The organism is Cryobacterium mannosilyticum, from assembly GCF_004402705.1.
Classification (GTDB): Bacteria; Actinomycetota; Actinomycetes; order Actinomycetales; family Microbacteriaceae; genus Cryobacterium; species Cryobacterium mannosilyticum.
On sequence record NZ_SOFM01000010.1, the window covers coordinates 226559 to 247433 of the forward strand.

At 70.3% G+C, this 20875-nt stretch carries 20 protein-coding genes; 4 read left to right on the plus strand and 16 right to left on the minus strand.

Annotated features, from left to right (window positions below; all coding sequences use genetic code 11):
- The first annotated feature begins 72 nt into the window (after positions 1-72).
- The 4 genes from E3O32_RS05005 to E3O32_RS05020 are packed head-to-tail and all read left to right on the plus strand — an operon-like array spanning position 73 to position 3906.
- Positions 73-1266 (plus strand): histidine kinase, encoded by a 1194-nt coding sequence (locus E3O32_RS05005; protein ID WP_134507416.1) that lies wholly within the window; start codon positions 73-75, stop codon positions 1264-1266.
- A gap of 32 nt (positions 1267-1298) precedes the next feature.
- Positions 1299-2021: a LytR/AlgR family response regulator transcription factor gene (locus E3O32_RS05010; protein ID WP_134507417.1), complete on the plus strand. Its 723-nt coding sequence runs from the start codon at positions 1299-1301 to the stop codon at positions 2019-2021.
- Entirely contained in the window at positions 2018-2425 is a 408-nt protein-coding gene (locus tag E3O32_RS05015; protein ID WP_134507418.1) for a hypothetical protein, read from the plus strand. Before E3O32_RS05010 ends, E3O32_RS05015 begins: the two co-directional genes overlap by 4 nt.
- Complete coding sequence (locus tag E3O32_RS05020) at positions 2422-3906, plus strand: sodium/solute symporter (RefSeq protein WP_134507419.1); 1485 nt, start codon at positions 2422-2424, stop codon at positions 3904-3906. Before E3O32_RS05015 ends, E3O32_RS05020 begins: the two co-directional genes overlap by 4 nt.
- 100 nt (positions 3907-4006) lie before the next feature.
- Here E3O32_RS05020 and der read toward each other — a convergent pair whose 3' ends face one another.
- From der to E3O32_RS17560, 16 genes are all read right to left on the minus strand, one after another.
- Positions 4007-5521, minus strand: a complete 1515-nt coding sequence (gene der, locus E3O32_RS05025) for a ribosome biogenesis GTPase Der (RefSeq protein ID WP_134507420.1) — start codon at positions 5519-5521, stop codon at positions 4007-4009.
- Positions 5518-6204 (minus strand): (d)CMP kinase, encoded by a 687-nt coding sequence (gene cmk, locus E3O32_RS05030; protein WP_134507421.1) that lies wholly within the window; start codon positions 6202-6204, stop codon positions 5518-5520. Before cmk ends, der begins: the two co-directional genes overlap by 4 nt.
- Positions 6205-6208: 4 nt before the next feature.
- Positions 6209-7291, minus strand: a complete 1083-nt coding sequence (locus E3O32_RS05035; RefSeq protein WP_134507422.1) for a prephenate dehydrogenase — start codon at positions 7289-7291, stop codon at positions 6209-6211.
- A 23-nt stretch (positions 7292-7314) separates the two neighbouring features.
- Positions 7315-8103, minus strand: a complete 789-nt coding sequence (locus tag E3O32_RS05040) for a pseudouridine synthase (RefSeq protein WP_134507423.1) — start codon at positions 8101-8103, stop codon at positions 7315-7317.
- The gene (gene scpB / locus E3O32_RS05045; RefSeq protein ID WP_134507424.1) at positions 8100-8744 is read right to left on the minus strand and encodes an SMC-Scp complex subunit ScpB; all 645 of its coding nucleotides are present in this window, start codon (positions 8742-8744) and stop codon (positions 8100-8102) included. Before scpB ends, E3O32_RS05040 begins: the two co-directional genes overlap by 4 nt.
- Positions 8734-9543: a segregation and condensation protein A gene (locus E3O32_RS05050; protein WP_134507425.1), complete on the minus strand. Its 810-nt coding sequence runs from the start codon at positions 9541-9543 to the stop codon at positions 8734-8736. The genes scpB and E3O32_RS05050 overlap by 11 nt, the downstream gene beginning before the upstream one ends.
- The gene (locus E3O32_RS05055) at positions 9527-10444 is read right to left on the minus strand and encodes a ParA family protein (protein WP_134507451.1); all 918 of its coding nucleotides are present in this window, start codon (positions 10442-10444) and stop codon (positions 9527-9529) included. The genes E3O32_RS05050 and E3O32_RS05055 overlap by 17 nt, the downstream gene beginning before the upstream one ends.
- A 147-nt stretch (positions 10445-10591) precedes the next feature.
- The gene (gene xerD, locus E3O32_RS05060) at positions 10592-11533 is read right to left on the minus strand and encodes a site-specific tyrosine recombinase XerD (RefSeq protein ID WP_420898093.1); all 942 of its coding nucleotides are present in this window, start codon (positions 11531-11533) and stop codon (positions 10592-10594) included.
- Positions 11494-12174 carry an NUDIX domain-containing protein gene (locus E3O32_RS05065; RefSeq protein ID WP_420898094.1) on the minus strand — a complete coding sequence of 227 codons (681 nt, stop codon included), beginning with the start codon at positions 12172-12174 and terminating at the stop codon, positions 11494-11496. The genes xerD and E3O32_RS05065 overlap by 40 nt, the downstream gene beginning before the upstream one ends.
- 3 nt (positions 12175-12177) lie before the next feature.
- The gene (locus tag E3O32_RS05070; RefSeq protein ID WP_134507427.1) at positions 12178-13890 is read right to left on the minus strand and encodes a CTP synthase; all 1713 of its coding nucleotides are present in this window, start codon (positions 13888-13890) and stop codon (positions 12178-12180) included.
- A gap of 14 nt (positions 13891-13904) precedes the next feature.
- Positions 13905-15617 (minus strand): DNA repair protein RecN, encoded by a 1713-nt coding sequence (gene recN / locus E3O32_RS05075; RefSeq protein ID WP_134507428.1) that lies wholly within the window; start codon positions 15615-15617, stop codon positions 13905-13907.
- A 108-nt stretch (positions 15618-15725) separates the two neighbouring features.
- Entirely contained in the window at positions 15726-16643 is a 918-nt protein-coding gene (locus E3O32_RS05080; RefSeq protein WP_134507429.1) for an NAD kinase, read from the minus strand.
- A gap of 4 nt (positions 16644-16647) precedes the next feature.
- On the minus strand, positions 16648-17595 hold the full coding sequence (locus E3O32_RS05085; protein WP_241974573.1) for a TlyA family RNA methyltransferase: 948 nt from the start codon (positions 17593-17595) through the stop codon (positions 16648-16650).
- 11 nt (positions 17596-17606) lie between these two features.
- Positions 17607-17822 (minus strand): hypothetical protein, encoded by a 216-nt coding sequence (locus tag E3O32_RS05090; RefSeq protein ID WP_134507430.1) that lies wholly within the window; start codon positions 17820-17822, stop codon positions 17607-17609.
- Between the two features lie 16 nt (positions 17823-17838).
- Positions 17839-18864 (minus strand): HAD-IIA family hydrolase, encoded by a 1026-nt coding sequence (locus E3O32_RS05095; RefSeq protein ID WP_134507431.1) that lies wholly within the window; start codon positions 18862-18864, stop codon positions 17839-17841.
- Complete coding sequence (locus E3O32_RS17560) at positions 18839-20725, minus strand: hypothetical protein (protein WP_174776485.1); 1887 nt, start codon at positions 20723-20725, stop codon at positions 18839-18841. The genes E3O32_RS05095 and E3O32_RS17560 overlap by 26 nt, the downstream gene beginning before the upstream one ends.
- Positions 20726-20875: the final 150 nt, after the last annotated feature.

The window sequence follows — 20875 nt, forward strand, 5'->3', positions numbered from 1 at the left end:
CCATCGCCGAGCGGCGGTCACCCTGCGCCGAACGGCGGATTGCCCCGAAGCGTGCCGGTTAGTGTTAGCACCATGCCCGAGTCGCCGTTGCTCGCCGTGGTCGTCGTTGGCGTGGTCGTCATCACTTTGACGATCGCGGTCGTCGGCGCCGTGGGCTTCAGGCTGCTCAGGTCCTGGCGGGAACTCGGCACGGACGCCGAGCAGGCCACCTACACGACGCTGCACTCCGCGTCGCTGGCCGGCAAGCATCTGCGCAACGGGCTGGAGCCCGCCGGCGCCGCGAAGGCCGGTCGGCATCTGCGCGGTCTGCTGGGCTGCGAGGCGCTGGCCATCACGGATGTCTCGGGCCTGCTGGCCTGGGACGGCGCCGGGGAGGAGCACCGTGGCGGGGCCATCGATCTCGCCTCGAAGGTGCTGGCCACCGGTCGACCCCAGGTGGTTCGCGAGGCGGTGCCCCACGACGCCAAGCTGAAGGAGGCCGTCGTCGCGCCGATCCGTTCCGGCTCCCGCATCGTGGGCACGGTCGTCGCCTACGCACCCCGGGTCAAGCCGGGCCTCGTGCGCGCGACTGGCGAGGTGGCGGACTGGGTGGCCGCCCAGGTGGAACTGGCCGAGCTGCAGTCCTCCCGCACTCTCCTGATGGAGGCCGAGGTGCGCGCCCTGCGAGCCCAGATCAGCCCGCACTTCATCTACAACTCCCTCAATGCCATCGCGTCCTTCATCAACACCGACCCGGCCAAGGCCCGCGACCTGGTTCTGGAGTTCGCGGACTTCACCCGGTACTCGTTTCGCCGGCACGGGGATTTCACCACCGTCGCCGAGGAGCTGGGCTGCATCGAGCACTACCTGAAGCTCGAACGGGCCCGATTCGGCGACCGGCTGCAGGTCACCCTGACCATCGCTCCCGAGGTGCTGAGCACCGTCATTCCCTTTCTCAGCCTGCAGCCGCTGGTCGAGAACGCGGTGCGCCACGGGCTGGACGACAAGGAGGGCGTCGGTCACATTGCCATCGCGGCCCAGGTGGCCGGCGCCTTCGTGGAGGTGACGATCGAGGACGACGGCGTAGGGATCGAGCCGGAGCACCTGCGCTCCGTGCTCGCCGGGTACAGCGCCAGCGACCACGTCGGTCTCCGCAACGTCGATTCCCGCCTGCGCCAGGTCTACGGCGACGACCACGGCCTCGTGATCGACACCGCCCCCGGCGCCGGCACCCTGATCACCCTGCGGGTGCCGAAATCCCAGCCCCGACCTGACCTCGCTTCGTGACCGGCGCACCCCGTGCCTGAGAGACTGGCGTCATGATCAGTGTCCTCATCGCCGATGACGAGCTCCCGGCCCTCGACGAGCTTGCGTTCCTGCTCGGCCGAGATGAACGGGTGGGCACCATTCACCGCGCCTCGTCGGGATCGGAGGCGCTGCGCATCCTCGATCACGAGCGCGTCGATGCACTGTTCCTCGACATCCACATGCCCGGGCTGTCCGGTCTCGACATCGCCCATGCGGTGTCTCGCTCCGCCGGGTCCCCGGCCGTGGTCTTCGTCACCGCCGACGAGGACCACGCCGTGAAGGCCTTCGAACTGGCCGCGGTCGACTACCTGCTCAAGCCCGTGCGCGCCGAACGGCTCGCCAAGTCGGTGGCCAGGGTGATCGAGACCCTCGCGATGGCCGAGACCACCCCGCCGACGCTCATCACCGTGGATCTCGGCGGACTGAAGAAGATGATCCGCCGTGACGAGGTTCGCTACGTGCAGGCCCAGGGCGACTATGCCCGGTTGCACACCGACGAATCGAGCTACCTCATCCGGGTTCCGCTCGCCGACCTGGAGAAACAGTGGGCCGATGCCGGGTTCCTCCGCATCCACCGCTCCTATCTGGTCTCGATGTCGCACATCACCCAGGCGAAACTGGGTGCCGCCCGGCCGACCATCGTCACCAACGGGGCGGAACTGCCCGTGAGCCGAAGGCACCTGCCGGACCTTCGAGAGAAGCTCGAGGCCACCAGAATCCGGCCGTCGTCATGACGCCGGAGCCTCCCGCCGGGGCGGGCCCCGGCGCACCGATCCCGCCGCGCCGGGTCAGGGTCACGGCGCCCATCGCCCAGGCCCGGCGCGCACCCGGCCGCCCGGTGGCCGGCGCGGTCGCCGAGCTGTCCGAGGTGGGCCAGGTGTATGTGCGTTCCCTGATCCGCTCGCAGCTGCTCCTCGCGGTGGTCGTCGCCGTCGGGTTCCTCCTCATTCTGCTGGCCTTTCCCTTGCTGATCGCGTACGTGCCGGGTCTGGATCAGGCCGAGTTCCTCGGGGTGCCCTTTTCCTGGCTGGCGCTCGGCGTCGGCGTGTACCCGATCATCCTGCTGAGCGCGTGGCTGCACGTGCGGGCCGCGGCCCGCAACGAGGCCAGGTACCTCGCCCTGGTCGACGGCGCATGAACGCCTGGGCGGGCTACGCGGCCCTGATCGGGCTGTTCACCGTGACGGCGGGGATCGGCTTCTACGGCCTCCGCATCTCGCGCACCACCGAGGACTTCTACGTGGCCTCCCGCACGGTGCGGCCGTGGTGGAACGCCTCCGCCATCGGCGGAGAGTACCTCTCGGCCGCCAGCTACCTCGGCGTCGCCGGGCTCATCCTCATCTCCGGGTCGGATGCGCTCTGGTTCCCCATCGGCTACACCGCCGGCTACCTGATGCTGCTCCTGTTCGTGGCGGCGCCGCTGCGCCGGTCGGGCGCGTACACGATCCCCGACTTCACCGAGGCGAGGCTGGAGTCGGTGGCGGCGCGACGAGTGACGAGCGCTCTGGTGGTGATGGTGGGCTGGTTCTACATCGTGCCCCAACTGCACGGCGCCGCACTGACCATGAGCATCGCCACCGGGTTGCCGTCGTGGGTCGGCTCCGTGGCGGTCGCCGTCGTCGTCTGCGTCACGGTGGTGACCGGCGGGATGCGGTCGATCACCTTCGTGCAGGCGTTCCAGTTCTGGCTCAAGTTCACGGCGATCGCCCTACCGATCGTGTTGATCCTGATCATCATGGGCAACTCGGGACTCTCGGTCGCGGCGGTGGCCGAGCCGTTCGCATCCGCCCCGGCCACCTCCCCCGTGGCCGACGCCTACCGGGACATCTCGCTGGTCGTCGCCCTATTGTTCGGCACGCTGGGCCTGCCGCACGTGCTGGTGCGCTTCTACACGAACCCCGACGGACCCTCCGCCCGCCGCACGACCCTGATCGTGATCGGGCTCCTGTCGGTCTTCTACCTGTTCCCCACCGTGTACGGAGTGCTCGGGCGTGCGTTCACCCCCGACATCGCCACCGGCGGCACACCGGATGCGCTGGTGTTGCTTCTGCCCGGACGGCTGGTTCCCGGCCTGGCCGGGGATGTCCTCACCGCTCTTGTGATCGCCGGGGCGTTCGCCGCGTTCCTCTCGACCACGTCGGGGCTCGTGGTCTCCATCGCCGGGGTGATCAGCCAGGACGTGCTCGGCGGACGCGTGCTCGGCTTCCGCGTCGCCGCCGTGTTCTCCACCCTGGTGCCGCTCGGCGTCGCGCTGCTCACCGATTCGATGCAGCTGGCCGGGAGCGTCGGCCTGGTCTTCGCCTTCACGGCGTCGACGATCTGTCCCCTGCTGCTGCTGGGCATCTGGTGGCGCGGTCTCACCGACGCGGGTGCGATCGCCGGGATGCTCGCCGGCGCCGCGCTCTGCGGCGGGGCGATCGTGGCCGGCCGGGTGCTGGGGCCCCTGGCCGGGCCGGGCCAGGAGCTGTTGGCGCAGCCCGCCGCATGGACGGTGCCGGCGGCCTTCGCCGTGATGGTGGGCGTCTCGCTGCTCACCCGAGGCCGCCGCCCGGGCGGCATCACGAAGATCATGACCCGCCTCCACGCGCCCGAGCGCCAGCTGCCCGCCCCCACCCGCTGACCCGCCCGGTGGTCGAGCCCCGGATGAGATCCCTTGAGCCGGGCGGTAACGCAAAACGCGCGCACCCCGAAGGACGCGCGCGTTTCGCTCGAACAACTCCCTAGCGCTTGCGCTTCTCGCGCACGCGCATGCTGATGTTGATCGGGCTTCCCACGAAGCCGTAGGTCTCGCGCAGGCGGCGCTGGATGAACCGGCGGTAGCCCGGGTCGAGGAACCCGGTGGTGAAGATGACGAAGGTCGGCGGGCGGCTGGAGGCCTGGGTGCCGAACAGGATGCGCGGCTGCTTGCCGCTGCGCACGGGGTGCGGGTGCTCGGCGGCGAGTTCGGCGAGGAACGCGTTGAACTTGCCGGTGGCGATGCGGGTGTCCCACGCCTCGAGCGCGGTCTCCAGCGCCGGAACGAGCTTCTCCATGTGGCGGCCGGTCTTGGCCGAGATGTTCACGCGCGGAGCCCAGGCCACGTGGGCGAGGTCCTGCTCGATCTCACGCTCCAGGTAGCGGCGACGGTCGTCGTCGATCTGGTCCCACTTGTTGAACGCGAGCACCAGCGCACGGCCGGACTCGAGCACGAGGTCGATCACGCGCACGTCCTGCTCGCTGATTACCTCGGTGACGTCGATGAGCACGACGGCGACCTCGGCCTTTTCGAGGGCGGCGCTCGTGCGGAGCGAGGCGTAGAAGTCGGCGCCCTGCGAGAGGTGCACGCGGCGACGGATGCCGGCGGTGTCGACGAAGCGCCACACCCTGCCGCCGAGCTCGACCTGCTCGTCGACCGGGTCGCGGGTGGTGCCGGCGAGCTCGTTGACGACAACGCGCTCCTCGCCGACGACCTTGTTCAGCAGGCTGGACTTGCCCACGTTCGGGCGGCCGAGGATGGCCACGCGGCGGGGGCCGCCGACCTCCTGCTTGGCGACGGCGGAGATTTCGGGGAGCTTTTCGAGGATCGCGTCGAGCAGGTCGGCGACGCCGCGACCGTGCAGCGCGGAGACCGGCCACGGCTGGCCGAGGCCGAGCGCCCACAGGCTGGCCGCTTCGGGCTCCTGGCGGATGTCGTCGACCTTGTTGGCGACGAGGAAGACCGGCCGGCCGGCCTTGCGCAGCAGGCGCACGACGGCCTCGTCGGTGGAGGTCGGTCCCACGTTCGCGTCGACGACGAACATGACGACGTCGCAGAGTTCGATGGCCAGTTCGGCCTGGGCGGCGACGGATGCGTCGATGCCCTTGGCGTCGGGCTCCCAGCCGCCGGTGTCGACGAGGCTGAACTTGCGTTCGTGCCATTCGCCCTTGTAGGTGACGCGGTCGCGGGTGACACCGGGGGTGTCCTCCACGACGGCCTCACGGCGGCCGAGGATGCGGTTCACCAGTGCGGACTTGCCCACGTTCGGGCGGCCGACAATGGCGATCACCGGCAGGGCCGGCAGGTACTGGATGGCGTCGGGGTCGTCCGTCACAGAGTCGAGAACGTCGAAGTCCTCGTCGTCGAGCTCGTACTCGTCGAGTCCGGTGCGGAGGGCGGCGGCGCGCCGGGTGACCAGGTCTTCATCGAGGTCGTCCAGTCGTGAGACCAGTTCCGTGTCGATGGCTGGGATCGTGTCGTCGAAGTCGTTGTTATTCATGCGAGTTCCTCGCGGCGTGTATTGATGACATCGATGACCGCGTCAATGGTCTGGTCGAAGTCGAGATGGGTGGAGTCGACGGTGATCACACCGTCTGCGGCGCTCATGAATTCGACTACCTGGGAGTCAGCGCGATCCCTCGATCGCAACTGTTCTGCCACGGTTTCAGCCGATTGGGTCGATATTTCCGCAGAGCGCCTAACCATTCTAGCCTCTTCGGATGCGGTAAGGAGAATGCGCACCTCCGCCTCGGGGGCCACGACGGTGGTGATGTCCCGTCCTTCGATCACCACGCCGGTGCGCGGGGAGCCGGCGGCGATGGTGCGGAACAGTTTCGTGAGGTAGCTGCGCACCTCGGGAATGTGGGCCACGGCGCTCACCGCGGCCGACACCTCCGGCTCCCGGATCAAGTCGGTGACGACGGTGTCGCCCACCTGCACGTAGTACCGGTCGGGTTCGATTCCGATCGAGTAGTCGAAGCCGCCGAGCGCGGCGATGACCGTCGGTGCGTCGGCCGGGTCGATCTTCTTCGAGAGCACGTACCAGGCCAGGGCCCGGTAGGCGGCGCCGGTGTCGAGGTAGTCGAAGCCGAGCCGGCGGGCGACGGCGCGGCTGACGCTGGACTTGCCGCTGCCGGCCGGCCCGTCGATCGCGACGAGGTGGGGGCGGGAATGACGTCCCATAGTTCTAACCAGCAATCCGCCAGCCGCGGGCGGCCAGCTCTTCGGTGAGGCGGGAAACCGCTTCGGGGAGAACGGAAATTTCGGCCAGGCCCAGTTGGGCGCCCGGCGAGTGTTCGAGCCGGAGGTCTTCGAGGTTCACGCCGACCTCACCGATCTCGGCCAGCAGCCGGGCCAGCTGGCCCGGGGTGTCGTCGACCATCACGCTCAGCGACACGAACCGGCGGTCCTGGCCGTGCTTGCCGGGCAGCCGGGCCACCCCGGCGTTGCCGCCGGCGAGTTCCTCGGCGACCTTGCGCCGTGCGCCGGGCGCGGCCGGGTCGGCGAGGGCGTCGATGAACCGGTCGAGGTCGTCGCGGTAGGCGAGCAGGATGTCCCGCACGGGCTGGGCGTTCGCGCCGAGGATCTGCACCCACAGTTCGGGGTCGCTGGCCGCGACCCGGGTCACGTCGCGCAGGCCCTGGCCGGCGAGGTTGAGGGCGGAGGCGGGGGCATCCGTCAACCGGCGGGCCATGATCGTGGAGACGACCTGGGGAACGTGGGAGATCAGGGCGACGCCGCGGTCGTGCTCTTCGGGGGTCATCTCGACCAGGATCGCGCCGAGGTCGAGGATGAGGTCGTCGATCGCGGTGGCCTGCTGGTAGCTGATCGCGTCGTGCGCGGCGACGACCCAGGGCCGGCCGACGAACAGGTCGGCGCGGCCGGCGAGGGGTCCCCCGCGTTCACGGCCGGCCAGCGGGTGACCGCCGATGTAGCGGGACACGTCGGCGCCGCAGGCCGTGAGCTCGGCGAGGGGCGCGAGTTTGACGCTGGCGACATCCGTCACGATCGCCTGCGGGAACGCCTCCAGCTCGCGGGCGACGATCTCGGCGGTCACGTCGGGGGGAACGCAGACGACGATCAGCTGGGGTGCGTCGCCGGGGGCGGCGGCGCGGCCGGCGCCGTAGTCGACGGCGATGCTCAGGTTGGTCGGCGACGCGTCGGCGAGGATCACGTCGATGCCCCGGTTGCGCAGGCCGAGGCCGATGCTGGTGCCCAGCAGGCCCGCGCCGACGACGCGCACCGGTCCGATCAGTCGACTCTCGACCATGGTGGTTCTCCTGGTGTTCGGAACTAGTCCTTGGTTTCGGCGCGGGACACGGTGAGCAGCTGGCCCAGTTCCGCCTTGGTCAGGTCGCGCACGTCGCCGACCCGGAGGGTACCGAGGTGCAGCGGGCCGAACTGGCGGCGCACGAGGTCGACGACGGGGTGGCCGACGGCCTCCATCATGCGGCGCACGATCCGGTTGCGGCCGGAGTGCAGGGTGAGCTCGACCAGGCTGAAACCGTCGCCGGGAGGGCTGGTCAGGATGCGGGCCTTGTCGGCGGAGATGGGGCCGTCGTCGAGTTCGATGCCGCTCTGCAGCAGGCCGATGGTCTGCGCGGAGACGCGGCCCTCCACCTTGGCGATGTAGGTCTTGGTGACGCCGAACGAGGGGTGCGCGAGCACGTGCGCGAGGTCACCGTCGTTGGTGAGGATGAGCAGGCCGCTGGTCATCGCGTCGAGGCGGCCGACGTTGAAGAGCCGTTCCTCGAACTGGTCGGTGAACTCGCGCAGGTCGGGCCGGCCGCTCTCGTCCTGCATGGAGGAGACCACGCCGACGGGCTTGTTGAGCATCACGTAGCGGCGGGTGGTGTCCAGCTGCACGGCGATGTTGTCCACGGCGATCTTGTCGGTGTCGGGGTGGATGCGACGGCCGAGTTCGGTGACGACCTTGCCGTTCACGCGCACCCGGCCGGCGGCGATCAGGTCTTCGGAGACGCGGCGGGAGGCGACGCCGGCGGAGGCCATGACCTTCTGCAGGCGCACGCCGTCTGCGGCGGCATCCGGGTTGGTCGGGGTGCCCTGGGGGTCGGTGGTCATGGAAGGTCCTCAAATCCGTCTGCGCCGTCTGCGAGCAACGGCGATATGTATGGCAGCTCGTCCAGCGTGTTGATTCCAAGCTGGCTGAGCAACAGGTCGGTGGTGGCGTAGTTGATCGCGCCGGTCTCGCTGTCGGTGAAGGCCTCGGTGATCAAACCTCGACCCAGGAGGGTACGCACGACCGAGTCAACATTAACGGCCCGAATCGAGGCTACAGCGCCGCGGCTGATTGGTTGCTTGTACGCGATCACGGCGAGGGTCTCGAGGGCGGCCTGGGACAGCTGGCTCGGGTTCTGGGTGAGCACGAAATCGGCGACGACCAGGTCGTATTCGGGGCGCACGTAGATGCGCCAGCCGCCGGCGACTTCGCGCAGTTCGAAACCGCGGCGCACGGTGCCCGCGACGCCGTCGAAGTCGGCGACCAGTCGGGCGATGGCCGCTTTGACGTCTTTCAGGGGGCGGTCGACGGCCGTGGCCAGGTGGATCAGGCTCTGCGGTTCGTCGGCGACCATGAGCAGGGCCTCGAGTTTGCGCTCGATCGGGGCAAGCCCGCCCGCGGCATCCTGCACGGTGCCGGCCAGGGCCGGGCCGGTTATCGGGTCAGCGGCGGGGTCGCTGGTGTGCACGGCGTCAAGCGTCATAGTCGGCTCCGAGGTCGGCGAGGTTGGCTTCGGACCAGTTTTCGGCGCTCCAGTGCAGGCTGAGGTCGCCGAGCGGTTCGAGCTGGTCGAAGGAGATGGCGCCGTGCCGGTAGAGCTCCAGCACGGCCAGGAAACGGGCGATCACGACGCCCTTGAGCTCCGCGCCGACGATGAGTTCGCGGAAGGTGAGGGTCTCCCCCGGGCGCAGCATCGACACGATGTAGGCCGCCTGTTCCCGGATGCTCACCAGCGGCGCGTGCAGGTGGTCCAGGCCCACGGTGGGCAGCTCCCGCGGGGTGAGCGCGAGCGCCGCGAGGGCGGCGAAGTCGCCGAGCGAGAGCGTCCAGACCAGTTCGGGCGTCTGGGCGCGGTACTTCTCCTCGAGCCGCACCGAGCGCACGTGCCGGGTGGCCTCGGTGTCCATCCGGCCGAGGAACCAGGCCGAGGCGGTCTTGAACGCGCGGTACTGCAGCAGCCGGGCGAACAGCAGGTCGCGGGCCTCGAGCAGGGCCACGTCCTCCGCGTCGACGAGTTCGCCCTGCGGCAGCAGCCCGGCGACCTTGAGGTCGAGCAGGGTCGCGGCGACGACGAGGAACTGGGTGGCCTGGTCGAGCTCTTCGGTCTGGTCGAGCCCGCGCAGGTAGCCGATGAACTCGTCGGTGACCCGGCTGAGCGAGATCTCGGTGATGTCCAGTTCGTGCTTGCTGATCAGGCTGAGCAGCAGGTCGAACGGGCCCTCGAAGTTGCCGAGGGCAACCGAGAATGCTTTCGGAGCGGCCGCGTCAGGCGACGGCGCCACGCTGGATCAGTTCCCGCGCCGCCTGCTTGTACGCCTTGGCTGCCGCGTGCTCTGGCGCGAACTCGGTGATCGGAACACCGGCGACGGATGCGTCGGGGAACTTGACCGTGCGGCCGATGACGGTCTCGAGCACGCTGTCGCCGAACGCGTCGACGACCCGATCGAGCACCTCGCGGGAGTGCAGGGTGCGGGAGTCGTACATCGTGGCGAGGATGCCGTCCAGTTCGATGGCCGGGTTCAGCCGGTCGCGCACCTTGTCGATGGTCTCGATCAGGAGGGCGACGCCGCGCAGGGCGAAGAACTCGCACTCGAGCGGGATGAGCACGCCGTGGCTCGCCGTGAGTGCGTTCACGGTGAGGATTCCGAGGGAGGGCTGGCAGTCGATCAGGATGACGTCGTAGTCGCCGGAGATCTTGCGCAGCACCCGGGCGAGGATCTGCTCGCGGGCGACCTCGTTGACGAGGTGCACCTCCGCGGCGGACAGGTCGATGTTGGCCGGGATGATGTCGAGGTTCTCGACCGAGGTCTTCTGGATCGCGTCGCTCGGGTTGACCGAGCCGCTGAGCAGCAGGTCGTAGATGGTGGTGACGTCGTGCGTCGGCACGCCGAGGCCGGCGGAGAGCGCGCCCTGCGGGTCGAAGTCGATCGCAAGCACGCGACGGCCGTACGCGGCCAGGGCGGCACCCAGGTTGATGGTGGTCGTGGTCTTGCCCACGCCGCCCTTCTGGTTGCACAGCGAGATGATGCGCGCCGGACCGTGGCTCTTGAGAGGCTCCGGCTCGTCGAATTCGCGTTTCGGGCGCCCGGTAGCACCGACTGGTACGTCCTCGAAACCGGGGAGTAGTATCCGGTCACCCTGCTTACGCGCCACTGAGATGTCCTCGATCCGTCCTGCACCCATCACTGTGTCGAGTGTAGCGATCGGATCGGCTCCCGCTCGCAAGGATCGCCGAAAAGCGCCGCTCCCGCCCCGATCCGGTTGATTTCGACACGCTCCATCCCCGGCGGTCGAGCCCGTCGAGACCCCGCGTCTCCCCCAGGCCGCGCGTCAGCGGGCGCGCGGGTGCGCGGTCGTGTACATGTCGCGCAGGGTGTCGACGGTGACCAGGGTGTAGATCTGGGTTGTCGCGACCGACGAGTGCCCGAGCAGTTCCTGCACGACCCGCACGTCGGCGCCGCCGGCGAGCAGGTGGGTGGCGAAGGAGTGCCGGAGTGTGTGCGGCGACACGTGCCCGTCCAGGCCGGCGCGCTCCGCTGCCGCCCGGATGATCAGCCACGCGTTCTGCCGGCTCACCCGCTGGCCGCGGAGCCCGAGGAACAGCGCGGGCGTGGCCTTGCCGCGCCCGGAGAGCATCGGCCGCGCCCGCACCAGGTACGCGTCGATGGCCTTCCGGGCGAAGCTGCCCACCGGCACGATCCGCTGCTTGTCGCCCTTGCCGGTCAGCCGCACGACATCCGTTTCGAGCACGTCGTCCACGTTGAGGTTCACCGCCTCGGAGACCCGGGCGCCCGTGGCGTAGAGCAGCTCGAGCAGGGCCTTGTCGCGCAGCGCCTGCACGTCGTCGCCGTCGGTGGCGTCTAACAGCGCGGTCACCTGTTCGATCGAGATGGCCTTGGGCAGCCGGGTGCCGAGCCTGGGCGGTTTCGACTCGTGCGCGACATCCGTTTCGACCGTGCCCTCTTCGAGCAGGAACCGGTGGAACCCGCGCACGGTCGAGAGGATGCGCGCGATCGACGCCGCCGTCAGCGGCGACTCTTCGCGCAGGCTCAGGAACCGCACGAACTCGGACACGTGCAGCGAGGTGATCGCCCGCAGGTCGGTGAGCTCGTGCCCGGCGAGCCAGCCGGCGTAGATGACGAGGTCCCGCCGGTATGCGGCGACCGTGTTGGCGCTCAGCCCGCGTTCGATCGCGACGTGCCGCAGGTACGAATCCACAGCCGCCCGGGCGATCACACCGAGTGGTCCCAGTTGACCGGATGCCGCGGCCACGGGGTGTCCGCGGCGGCCAGCGAGCTCCAGCCGCGGGCCCGGGACGCGTGGGCGGCGAGCACGCCGATCACGAGCGACGGATTCTGCAGCCGGCGGGCGAGAACGGCGTCGACGCAGTCGTCCAGCGGCACCCAACGGATCTCGATGTCGGCTTCCTCGTCGGTGCGTTCGAACGCGTCGGTGGCGGCGGCCAGGCCGCGGGCCAGGTAGATCCGGATGACCTCGTTGCTGCCGCCCGGCGAGGTGTAGAACTCGCTGAGCACGTCCCAGTCGGCGGCGGTGACGTCGGCCTCCTCGGCGAGCTCGCGCTGCGCCCCGATCAGCGGGTGTTCGCCGTCTTCGTCGAGCAGCCCGGCGGGGAGTTCCCACTCCCGGGCGCGCACCGGGTGCCGGTACTGCTTGATCAGCAGCACCCGGTCCTCGTCGTCAAGGGCGAGGATCGCCACGGCGCCGGGGTGGTCGAGGTACTCGCGCACGATCCCGGAGCCGGCGTAGTCGAACGTGTCGCGGCGCACGTCCCAGACCTTGCCGTCGAAGACGATCCCGGTGTCGGTGACGGGGGCGAACGCGAACTCGTCGGCGAGCAGCGCCGAGGACGCCGCGCCGTCGGTGTTCTCGGCGTTCAGCGCGGTGTCGACCAAGGCCTAGGCCTCGACCTTGACCTCAACCTCGAACAGGCGGCTGGCCTGCTGGCGGTCGAGGGCCGCGCCGATCAGACCGCGGAAGAGCGGATGCGCGTGGCTCGGCCGGCTGCGCAGCTCAGGGTGAGCCTGGGTGCCGACGTAGAACGGGTGCTCCTCGCGCTTGAGTTCGACGTACTCGACCAGGTGGCGGTCGGGCGAGGTTCCGGAGAACCACATGCCGGCATCCGCGATCTGTTCCCGGAACGCGTTGTTCACCTCGTAGCGGTGACGGTGCCGCTCGGAGGCCTCAGGGGCCCCGTAGAGCTCGGAAACGAGCGAACCCTCGGCGAGGGTGGCCGGGTAGAGGCCGAGGCGCATGGTGCCGCCCAGGTCGCCGCCGGCGATGATCTCGACCTGCTCCTCCATGGTCGCGATCACGGGGAACTCGGTCTCCGGGTCGAACTCGGAGGAGGAGGCGCCGATCAGGCCGGCCTTGTTGCGGGCGTATTCGATCACCATGCACTGCAGGCCGAGGCACAGGCCGAGCACGGGGATGCCGTTCTCCCGGGCGAAGCGGAGGGCGCCGAGCTTGCCCTCGATGCCGCGCACGCCGAAACCGCCGGGCACGCAGATGCCGTCGAGTTCGCTGAGGTGGCGGACCGCGCCCTCGTCGGTCTCGCACTCGTCGGAGGCGATCCAGTTGATCTTGACCTTGGTCTGGTTGGCGAACCCGCCGGCGCGGAGGGCCTCGGTCACCGAGAGGTACGCGTCGGGAAGGTCGATGTACTTGCCGACCAGGCCGATGGTGACCTCGTGCTTGGGCTCGCGCACGGCGTCGAGCACCTTCTGCCAGGCGGTCCAGTCGACCTTGGTGACCGGGAGGTCGAGCAGGTCGGTGATGTACCGGTCCAGGCCCTGCTCGTGCAGCATGGTGGGGATCTCGTAGATGCTGGGTACGTCGATCGCGTTGACGACGGCGTCTTCGTCGACGTCGCACATGAGCGCGATCTTGCGCTTGTTCGACTCGGAGACGGGCCGGTCGCTGCGCAGCACGAGCGCGTCGGGCTGGATTCCGATCGAGCGGAGGGCGGCGACGGAGTGCTGGGTGGGCTTGGTCTTCTGCTCGCCGGAGGCGGCCATGAACGGCACCAGGGAGACATGCACGAAGAAGACGTTCTTGCGGCCGAGCTCGTGGCGCACCTGGCGGGCTGCCTCGAGGAACGGCTGGGACTCGATGTCGCCGACGGTGCCGCCGATTTCGGTGATGATCACGTCGGGGCGCGGTTCGTCGTCGGCCTGGAGGCGCATCCGTCGCTTGATCTCGTCGGTGATGTGCGGGATGACCTGCACAGTGTCGCCGAGGTACTCGCCCCGGCGTTCCCTGGCGATGACCTGCGAGTAGACCTGGCCGGTGGTGACGTTCGCAGCCTGGTTGAGGTTGATGTCGAGGAACCGCTCGTAGTGGCCGATGTCGAGGTCGGTCTCCGCGCCGTCGTCGGTCACGAAGACCTCGCCGTGCTGGAACGGGTTCATCGTGCCCGGGTCCACGTTGAGATAGGGATCGAGCTTCTGCATGACGACGCGCAAACCGCTCGCGGTCAGGAGATTGCCGAGGCTTGCCGCCGTCAGGCCTTTGCCCAATGAGGAAACGACACCACCGGTCACGAAGATGTGCTTGACCGTCGTATTGAGATTGATGCCGTCTGATTTGTCCGTGCTTTTATTTTCCACCACGGGCTTCGACTCTATCACTCTGGCTGGGCCGTTCTGTTGGTGCGGGCGAGGGAAATGAGCTCACGGGCGTGTTCGAGCCCGCTCGCGGAATCGGGCAGCCCGGAGAGGAGCCGGGCCATCTCGGCGGCCCGTTCGTCGCCGTGCAACTGCCGCACGCTGCTGGCCGTGACGGCGCCGTCGCTGTCCTTGACGACGCTGAGGTGGTTGCCGGCGAACGCCGCCACCTGGGCGAGGTGGGTGACCACGATCACCTGGGCGGTCTCGGCGAGCCGGGCGAGTCGCCGGCCGATCTCGATCGCCGCCGCCCCGCCGACACCGGCGTCGACCTCGTCGAAGACGAACGTGGGAACCGGGTCGGTCGCGTTGATGACGACCTCGATCGCGAGCATCACCCGGGAGAGCTCGCCGCCGGATGCCCCGCGCGCCAGGCTGCGCGGCTCGGCCCCGGCGTGCGGTCGCAGCAGGATCCGCACGAGGTCGCGGCCCGTGGCGGTGATCTCGGGGCGGCTGTCGACCTCGACGACGAGGGCGGCATCCGGCATCGCCAGGGCGCCCAGTTCAGCGGTGACGGCCGTTCCGAGGCGTTCGGCGGCGGCCAGGCGGATGCCGGTGAGTCGGTCGGCGAGCTGCTCCACGACCAGCCGGTCGGCCTCGGTCTCGGCGCGGAGGGCGTCGATGCGGTCGGTGTCGCTGTCCAGTTCGAGCAGCCGGGAACTGCCGGTGTCGAGGAATTCGACGGCCTCGTCGAGGCCGCCGTCGTACTTGCGGGCCAGCGCGGTGAGGACCGCACGGCGTTCCTGCACGACCTCGAGTTCGCGGGCGCCGTCGGCGTCGAGGCCGGCGAGGTAGCTGGAGAGCTGGGCGGCGACGTCGGCGACGACGAAGCCGGCGCCCGCGAGGGCCTCGGCCATCGGAGGCAGGGCCGGGTCGTGCTCGCCGGCCCGTTCGAGCTGGCGGCGGGCGGAGTCGAGCAGGGCGACGGCATCCGGGAGCCCGTCGGGGTTCTCCTCGGCGGAGAGGAATTCGCGGGCCTGCGCGGCCGCGACCCGGAGTTCCTCCAGGTTGCCGAGGCGTTCGGCGCGCGCGGCCAGTTCGTCGTCCTCGCCGCGCTGGGGGGCGATCCGTTCGATCTCGTCGATCGCGTCGCGGAGCTCGGCGGCCTCCTGGCTGCGCTGGTCCTGTTCGTCGACGAGCAGCGACAGTTCGCCCTGGCGGTCCTGCCAGCGGTGGAAGACCTCGGTGAACCGGTAGAGGGTGTCGGCGAGCTCCGGGCCGGCGAACCGGTCGAGCGCCGCGCGCTGGGCGGTCGCCGAGCGCAGGCGCACCTGGTCGGACTGGCCGTGCACGACGACGAGGTCGCCGCCGAGGTCGCTGAGCACGCTCGCGGGGGCGCCGCGCCCGCCGACGACGGCCCGGCTGCGGCCCTCGGCGGAGACCGAGCGGCTGAGGATGAGTTCGCCGCCGTCGAGGTCTCCCCCGGCGTCCCGCACCCGGCCGGCGACGGCGCCGTCGGCGGGGATCAGCCACCGGCCCTCGACCCAGGTCTGGGCCTGGCCCTGGCGCACGAGCCCGGGGTCGGCGCGTTCGCCGAGCAGCAGGCCGAGCGCGGTGACGACCATGGTCTTGCCCGCGCCGGTCTCGCCGGTGACCGCGGTGAACCCCGGGCCGAGCGGCAGGGTCGCCTCGGCGATCACGCCGAGGTCCCTGATGATGAGTTCGTCGATCATGACCGGGGCCCGCTCACGCCGGATCGCCGGGGCGTGCTCACGCTGGGCCGGCTCACCCGGGGCTCAGTCATGCGGGGCTCACTCACGCGGGGCTCACTCACGCGGGGCTCACTCACGCCCGACCGGGCCTCTCCAGCCGGTGACCGGCAGGTTGAACTTGTTCACCAGGCGGTCGGTGAACGGGCCGCTGTGCAGCCGGGCCAGCCGCACCGGGATGGGCGAGCGGCGCACGATCACGCGCGCCCCGGGCGGGAGGTCGTGCACCCGGCGGCCGTCGGCGCAGAGCACTGCGGTGGCGCCGGTGCGGGCGACGACCTCGACGGCCAGGGACGAGTCCGGGCCGACGACGAGCGGGCGGGCGAATAGGGCGTGCGCGCTCAGCGGCACGAGCAGCAGGGCGTCCAGACTCGGCCAGACGATCGGCCCGCCGGCGGAGAACGCGTAGGCGGTCGACCCGGTGGGCGTGGACATGACCACGCCGTCGCAGCCGAAGGAGGAGAGCGGGCGGCCGTCGACCTCGATGACGACCTCGAGCATCCGTTCCCGGCTGGCCTTCTCGACCGTGGCCTCGTTCAGCGCCCAGGTCTCGTAGATGACGTCGTCGCCGAGCTTCACGCGCACGGCGAGGGCCATCCGCTCCTCGACCAGGTAGTCGCGGGACAGGGCGCGGCGCACGGCCTCGCCGAGGTCGTCGCGCTCGCTCTCGGCGAGGAAGCCGACGTGGCCGAGGTTGATCCCGAGCAGCGGCGCGGAGCAGCCGCGCACGATCTCCGCGGCGCGGAGGATGGTGCCGTCGCCGCCGAGCACGACGACGAGCTCGAGGTCGGTGACGTCGACCGTCTCGTGCAGGATGGCGAGCTGTCCGTCGAGCGCGGGGCAGGAGGCGAGCAGGTCGGCGCGTTCGTTGGGCGCCAGCACGGGCACCGCGCCGGCCGCGAGCAGCTGCTCGCACACGGTGACGGCGGCCTCGAGGGAATCCTGCCGCCCGGTGTGCGCGACGACGAGGATGTGGCGTGCTGCAGTCATGTCGTCAGGCTCCCACCAGTGCCGTTGTCCGGTCGATCCATTCTGTCGGATTCGTGCCCACGTCGCGGCTCAGCCAGCAGAGATACTCCCGGTTGCCGGCACCGCCGGCGATCGGCGACGCGATCAGGCCGTTCGTGCGGAGGCCCAGGTCCCAGGCCGCCCAGAGCACGCCGGCGATGGCGTCGGCGCGCAGGCCGGGGTCGTGCACGATCCCTTCCCGGATGCTGCCCTTGCCGACCTCGAATTGCGGTTTGATCAGCAGCACGAAGTCGGCGCCCTGCGCGGCGGTGGCGACCAGGGCCGGGAGCACCATCGGCAGGGAGATGAAGGAGAGGTCGGCGACCACCAGGTCGGCCCGGGCGTCGACGCCGGATGCCGCGGCAAGCGACTCGGCGGTGGAGTAGCGCAGATTGAAGCCCTCGACGAGGGTGAACCGTGGCTCGGTGGCCAGGAGCGGCGCGAGCTGCCCGTGGCCGACGTCGACGGCGAGCACCCGGGCGGCACCGCGTTCGAGCAGCACCTGGCTGAACCCGCCGGTGGACGCCCCGGCGTCGAGCACGGTGCGGCCCGTCACCGGCAGGGCGAAGGCGTCGAGCGCGGCGATGAGCTTGTGCGCCCCGCGGCTGACGTAGTGGTCGGTCGCGGCCACCTCGATCAGCTGCGTGCCCCGCACCTTGGCGGATGCCTTGACGACCGGTTTGCCGTCGACGGTGACGAGCCCGCCGGTGATCAGCTGCGCGGCGACCGTGCGGGAGCGGGCCAGGCCGCGCTCGGCGAGGGCGGTGTCGAGGCGCTGGTCCGGCGCGCGTTCGGGCAGGGAGGCGCCGGGCGGGGCCTGCTCGGGCTCGCCCTGGCCGGCGTGTGGCTGGCTGGCATCCGGCTGGCCGGCATCCGTCTGGGGCGTGTCCATCGGTTCAGGCGCGGTGGACTCGGCCTGGCTGTCGTCGTTCATCGGGTTCCCGATCATGCGTCGGTCGATCGCGGAACGTCGCCGCCCTCGAGGTGATCGCGCAGGCGGTCGTGCAGCTGCACATAGGCCGCGGCGCGCTCCTCGAGCGGCTGGTTCTCGATCGCGTCGAGGGTGGAAACGAAATCCGCCGGCTCGCTGGTCGAAACGTCTGCCGACGGGGTGCGCGGCGAGGGCGCCGGTCCCGGCGTCGGGGTGGAGTGCTCTGTCACGCCTTCAACGTTACCGTCAGAGATACAGTCGCTCCGGAACATTCAGGCCGTAGATCGGGCGCCCGGAGGCCCAGATCACGGCGCAGGCGGCCCGGAGCAGGTTGATCGCGCCGTCGCCTTCGGCGACGACCTCGACATCCGCGCCGCGCAGGCGCACGGTGGCCCCGTCAACCGTCGCCGACGTGCCGTCCTTGGAGAACACGGTCTCCGGGTACGGCTCGTGCAGCTGGCGCAGGTCGTCGAGGATGTAGCGGGGCCGGGAGGCGGCGTCGGCCGCGAGGGCCTGTTTCGCCTTGTCGATCCCGGTGAGCACGAGCACGGCGGGGATGCCGGCCCGGTTCGCGCCGAGGATGTCGGTGTCGAGGCGGTCGCCGATGAACAGGGCCTGGCTGGCCCCGAACCGGTTGACGGCCTCCGTGAAGATGGCGACCTCCGGCTTGCCGGCCACGATCGGCAGGCGACCGACGGCGGTGTGCACGGCGGAGACGAGGGTACCGTTTCCGGGGGCGATGCCGCGGGCGACGGGGATGGTCCAGTCGGTGTTGGTGGCGATCCAGGGGATCTCGACGCCGTCGGCGCGGGGGTGCAGCGCGAACGCGGCCTCCGCGAGGTCCTTCCAGCCGAGGTCGGGCGAGAAGCCCTGGATGACCGCGGCCGGCAGGTCGTCGGCCGATCGGGTGACGACGAAGCCACCCTTTTCGACCTCGACGACGAGACCCTCGCCGCCGATCACGAGCACGAGAGCGCCCGCAGGCACCTCGTCGGCCAGCAGGCGCACGGCGGCCTGGGGTGAGGTGACGACATCCGTCGCCACCGCCCCGAGGCCCAGCTCGCTCAGGTGGTCGGCCACGGTCTGGTCGGTGCGGGACGCATTGTTGGTGAGGTAGCCCACCCGCATGGTCTCGGCCGCGCGGTTGAGACTCTCCACCGCGAACGGGATCGCGCCCGGGCCGGTGTAGACGACACCGTCGAGGTCAGCGAGCACCACGTCGACGCCGGACAGCGGGGTCTTCGGCTCAACCACGCGGCGACGCCTCAGCATCCTGCTCCTGCTGGCCCTCGTCGTCCGCGCCGGTGGTCGAACTTGTCGAGACCTCCGGGTCGGTGTCCTGCTCGTCGTCGTCCTGCTCGTCGTCGTCCTGCTCGTCGCTGTCCTCCTCGTCCTCGAACTCGTCGTCCTCGATCTCGAGGATCTCGATGGTCTCGTCCGCATCCGACGCGCCCGAGACGGCCGCATCCGCGCGCTCGGCGCGTTCGGTCCAGAGTTCGGCCTCGTCTTCACGGCCGAGCTCTTCGAGCACCTCGGCGTAGGCGGCGAACAGCTCAGCGCTGTAGGAGAACGCGGTCTTCGGGTCGAGCTGCGGAATCTCGAGTTCGCTCAGCGCGGCCTCGGTCTCCCCCAGGTCGAGGCGGGCGCCCGACATCGCAATGGCCAGGGCCACCTGAACGGATGCCGGCAGGGTCGCCCGGTCGACGGACCGGCCCAGCTCGAGCGCGCGGTCGGGGCGTCCGACGCCGCGTTCGCTGTCCACCATCAGGGGAAGCTGGTCGTTGGAGCCGGAGATCCTCCGGTAGGTGCGCAGTTCGCGCAGGGCGAGGGCGAAGTCGCCGGTCGCGTAGGCGGTGATCGCCAGGCTCTCGCGCACCACGGCGATGCGGCCGGCCCGACGGGCGGCCGACATGACGTGGCGGTGAGCGAGCTCCGGGTCCTCGTCGATGACACGGGCGGCCATGGCGAGGTGACGGCCCACGGCCTCCGCGTTGTCCTTGCTCAGGGTCTTGAGTTCGTTGCGGGCGATCCGGTCGAGGTCCTGCGACGTGACGTCGTCGGGAAGTTCCGGGTCGTCGTGGCGGGGACGCACCGAACGCAGCTCACGCTGCATGCGCTGCTCTTCGGTCATCTCCTCTTCGACGACGCGGGCGTCACGATCGCCGCGTGCCGGAGCACCCTCGCGGGTCCACAGCTTCTTGCCGGCGTCACGCGGGGCACCGGCACGGTTCGGCGATCCGCCGCGCTGTGTGGCGTTGCCCCACGGCTTGCGGTCGCCATCCGTGCGCGGGCGCTCGGTGCGTTCGCCGTCCTTGGCCCAGGGCTTGCGCTCGGCGCCGCCGGAGGGACGGTCGGAGTTGCCACGGTACGGGGGACGCTCGCCATCCTTCGCCCACGGCTTGCGCTCGGCGCCGCCGGACGGACGATCGGAGTTGCCACGGTAGGGAGGACGCTCGCCCCCCTGCTGGGGACGGTCGGAGTTGCCGCGGTAGGGAGCCCGCTCCCCGTCCTTCGCCCACGGCTTGCGCTCGGCGCCGCCGGAGGGACGATCAGAGTTCCCGCGGTACGGGGGACGCTCGCCGCCACCGGACGGACGATCGGAGTTGCCACGGTACGGGGGACGCTCGCCGCCACTGGAGGGACGGTCGGAGTTGCCGCGGTACGGAGCCCGCTCGCCATCCTTCGCCCACGGCTTGCGCTCAGCGCCACCGGACGGACGGTCGGAGTTCCCGCGGTACGGGGGGCGTTCGCCGTCACGCTGGGGTCGATCGGAGTTCCCGCGGTACGGGGGGCGTTCGCCGTCACGCTGGGGTCGATCGGAGTTCCCGCGGTACGGAGGACGCTCGCCATCACGCTGCGGGCGATCGGAATTGCCACGGTACGGAGGACGCTCGCCATCACGCTGCGGGCGATCGGAATTGCCACGATAGGGCGCACGCTCACCGCCGCCCTGCGCGCGGTCGTTGCGACCCTGATAACCGCCGGAACCGCGCTCGCCACCCGAGGGAGGACCGGACTGGCGATTGTCGCCGCCGCGTCCGCCCTGTGGCCGGCCGCCCTGGTTGCCGCCGGAACGCCGATCGTCCCGGCCGCCGTTTCGTGCGTCGTCTCCGTGCGTACCTGTTGGGCTCACTGTGTCTCCTGTGTAATTGGTCTGCCTTTTCGACTGCCTTGAACAGCGTAAGGCTTAACGCAAAATGGCCACCCATTGGGTGGCCATTTCACTTGTTGCTAAGTTAAGTCCGGCGGTGTCCTACTCTCCCACAGGGTCCCCCCTGCAGTA

Bases quoted from the DNA above. Each gene is read 5' to 3' on its own strand.
- E3O32_RS05005 (WP_134507416.1), top strand. From the start codon at position 73: ATGCCCGAGTCGCCGTTGCTCGCCGTGGTCGTCGTTGGCGTGGTCGTC.
- E3O32_RS05010 (WP_134507417.1), top strand. From the start codon at position 1,299: ATGATCAGTGTCCTCATCGCCGATGACGAGCTCCCGGCCCTCGACGAG.
- E3O32_RS05015 (WP_134507418.1), top strand. From the start codon at position 2,018: ATGACGCCGGAGCCTCCCGCCGGGGCGGGCCCCGGCGCACCGATCCCG.
- E3O32_RS05020 (WP_134507419.1), top strand. From the start codon at position 2,422: ATGAACGCCTGGGCGGGCTACGCGGCCCTGATCGGGCTGTTCACCGTG.
- der (WP_134507420.1), bottom strand. From the start codon at position 5,521: ATGAATAACAACGACTTCGACGACACGATCCCAGCCATCGACACGGAA.
- cmk (WP_134507421.1), bottom strand. From the start codon at position 6,204: ATGGGACGTCATTCCCGCCCCCACCTCGTCGCGATCGACGGGCCGGCC.
- E3O32_RS05035 (WP_134507422.1), bottom strand. From the start codon at position 7,291: ATGGTCGAGAGTCGACTGATCGGACCGGTGCGCGTCGTCGGCGCGGGC.
- E3O32_RS05040 (WP_134507423.1), bottom strand. From the start codon at position 8,103: ATGACCACCGACCCCCAGGGCACCCCGACCAACCCGGATGCCGCCGCA.
- scpB (WP_134507424.1), bottom strand. From the start codon at position 8,744: ATGACGCTTGACGCCGTGCACACCAGCGACCCCGCCGCTGACCCGATA.
- E3O32_RS05055 (WP_134507451.1), bottom strand. From the start codon at position 10,444: ATGGGTGCAGGACGGATCGAGGACATCTCAGTGGCGCGTAAGCAGGGT.
- recN (WP_134507428.1), bottom strand. From the start codon at position 15,617: ATGATCGACGAACTCATCATCAGGGACCTCGGCGTGATCGCCGAGGCG.
- E3O32_RS05080 (WP_134507429.1), bottom strand. From the start codon at position 16,643: ATGACTGCAGCACGCCACATCCTCGTCGTCGCGCACACCGGGCGGCAG.
- E3O32_RS05085 (WP_241974573.1), bottom strand. From the start codon at position 17,595: ATGAACGACGACAGCCAGGCCGAGTCCACCGCGCCTGAACCGATGGAC.
- E3O32_RS05095 (WP_134507431.1), bottom strand. From the start codon at position 18,864: ATGCTGAGGCGTCGCCGCGTGGTTGAGCCGAAGACCCCGCTGTCCGGC.